This window comes from Arthrobacter sp. Y3225116 (assembly GCF_059091245.1).
Map to the genome: position 1 here is coordinate 1 of NZ_JBNHGL010000362.1, position 2,118 is coordinate 2,118.

The 2,118-nt window shown below is 71.3% G+C and carries 3 protein-coding genes and 1 pseudogene; 3 read left to right on the forward strand and 1 reads right to left on the reverse strand.

The genetic code is table 11. The features are described from left to right. A pseudogene (locus AC5RV2_RS17340) lies at positions 1–240 on the reverse strand (phosphoribosylamine--glycine ligase); the annotation flags it as partial. Between the two features lie 67 nt (positions 241–307). Between AC5RV2_RS17340 and AC5RV2_RS17345 the strand changes: the two are divergent. The 3 genes from AC5RV2_RS17345 to AC5RV2_RS17355 all read left to right on the forward strand — a co-directional run. Next, the gene (locus tag AC5RV2_RS17345) at positions 308–1,312 is read left to right on the forward strand and encodes an asparaginase (RefSeq protein ID WP_494093367.1); all 1,005 of its coding nucleotides are present in this window, start codon (positions 308–310) and stop codon (positions 1,310–1,312) included. A 21-nt stretch (positions 1,313–1,333) separates the two neighbouring features. Then, a complete protein-coding gene (locus tag AC5RV2_RS17350) occupies positions 1,334–1,696 on the forward strand; it encodes a sterol carrier family protein (protein WP_494093368.1) in 363 nt (120 codons plus the stop codon). 10 nt (positions 1,697–1,706) lie between these two features. Beyond that, on the forward strand, positions 1,707–2,118 hold a 412-nt coding region (locus tag AC5RV2_RS17355), incomplete at its 3' end, for a hypothetical protein (protein ID WP_494093369.1).

Sequence of the window (2,118 nt, forward strand, 5' to 3'; positions counted from 1 at the left end):
GTCGGCCACGCCGGCGGCCAGCGGGGCCTCCGGGCCCACCACCACCAGGTCGGACTCCAGCCGCCGGGCCAGCTCGGTCACCGCCGCCGGGTCGCCCGCATCCACCTGGTGCGTGGGCACGATCTGCGCGATGCCGGCGTTGCCGGGGGCGGCATGCACCTCGGTGACAAAGGGATCGGCCAGCAGGGAACGGATTATTGCGTGCTCGCGGCCGCCGGGGCCGATCACAAGTACCTTCACAAGGAACTAGCCTACTGGTCGCGGGGCGGAGCCTCGAAGTTGTTGCACCGGCCCCTAAACTAAGTCCATGCCCGAGACATTCAAAGCCGCGGACGCCGTGGAACTGGCCGTCGTTGAACGCAACGGTTTCATCGAGTCCCGCCATCTGGGCTCCGCGGTGGTCATGGCCGCCGACGGCACCGTGGTGACCGAACTCGGCGACATCACCGCACCGATCTTCCCGCGTTCAACCCTCAAGCCGTTCCAGGCCCTGGCCGCCATGCAGTCCGGCGTCCCGCTGCGCGGCGACCAGGTGGCCCTGGCCTGCGCCAGCCATGTGGGGTCGCTGGAGCACATGGACGTGGTGGAGGGCATGCTCAAGGCCGCCGGCCTGACCGACGCCGATCTTCGCTGCCCGCCGGCCTGGCCGCAGGACGAGCAGGCGCGCGGCTGGTTGGTCCGCACGGAACGCGGCCAGCAGCGGCTGTCCTTCAACTGCTCCGGCAAGCACGCCGCCTTCCTCTGGGCCTGCGTGGAGAACGGCTGGAACACCCACACCTACTTGGAGCCGAACCACCCCCTCCAGCGCCGCGTGATGGAGGTCATCGAGGAATACGCCGAAGAAAAGATCGAGCACATCGCCGTCGACGGCTGCGGCGCCCCGGCACCCGCGCTGTCGTTGACCGGACTGGCCCGGGCCGTCGGGAAGCTGGCCAAGGCGCCCGCGGACAAGAACGCCGATGCCCGCGCCGCCACCATCGTCACCGCCATGCTGGACTACCCGTGGGCGGTGCACGGCTGGGGCCAGGAAAACACCGTGGTGATGGAGCAGTTGGGGGTCGTTGCCAAGTCCGGCGCCGAGGGCGTGATGGTGATGGCCACACCCAACGGCGTCTCGGTGGCGGTGAAGATCCTGGACGGCAGCGGCCGCGCCGGTTCCCTGATCGCGCTGACCCTGCTGGCCGCCTGCGGCGCCGTCGACGTGGAGAAGGTGGGCCCGGTGCTGGAGGACGTGGTCAAGCCCGTCCTCGGCGGCGGCCAGCCGGTCGGCAGGCTGCGGCTGGCACCGCCCATGGTCGCGCTGCTGGACTGAGCCCCGGAAGGACCTTATTCGATGGGAGTACGACGCCGGATCCCGGCTCGGGAGGGCGACGCCGCCGTGGGTGCGTGGCGCGGCGGGGCCACGGACCGGAAGACCACTGCCACGGCGGTGCGGTACGCGTTGGAGGAACTGGCCGAGCGTGCCCCCGGCAGCAGCGTGGAGGTGCGGGTGCCGCCGTTCGGCGTCGCCCAGTGCATCGAGGGCCCGCGGCACACCCGGGGCACACCGCCGAACGTGGTGGAAACCGACCCCGCCACCTGGCTTGCCCTGGTGACGGGGTCGCTCGGATGGGACGCCGCCGTCGCCGAGGGCAGGGTCGCTGCCTCCGGGCTGCGGGCCGAACTGGCGGACAAGCTGCCGCTCTTCGCCCGGTAGGCTGGAACGTATGACTTCTGAGCAAGAACCGGCTCGCGACCGCAGACCCATCGAGCCGGAGCGCCGCGACGTCACCGTTCGCCGGGCGCCGAAGTACGCGCCCTTCATCGCCGTCTGGGCCGTGCTGGGCGTCGTGCTGGCCGCCGTGTCTGCCTACACCGGGCCGGAGAACGCGGAGTTCACCCGCGGCACCGTTTTCGCCTTCCTGGCCGTGCTGTTCGGCCTGGCCGGCATCCTGGTGGGATCGCTCCTGTTCCTGCTCATCGACCGGGCCAGCGTCAAGCGCGCGAAGCACGTGACGGCAGTCGCCGAACCCGGGCAGGAAGACTCCGCGGACTCCGCCGCGGATCCGGGCCCCGCCGACCTCCCTGCGACGCCCGGCGTCCGGGACGGAAGCACCGCCGTCCCCCGCGAACGGGACC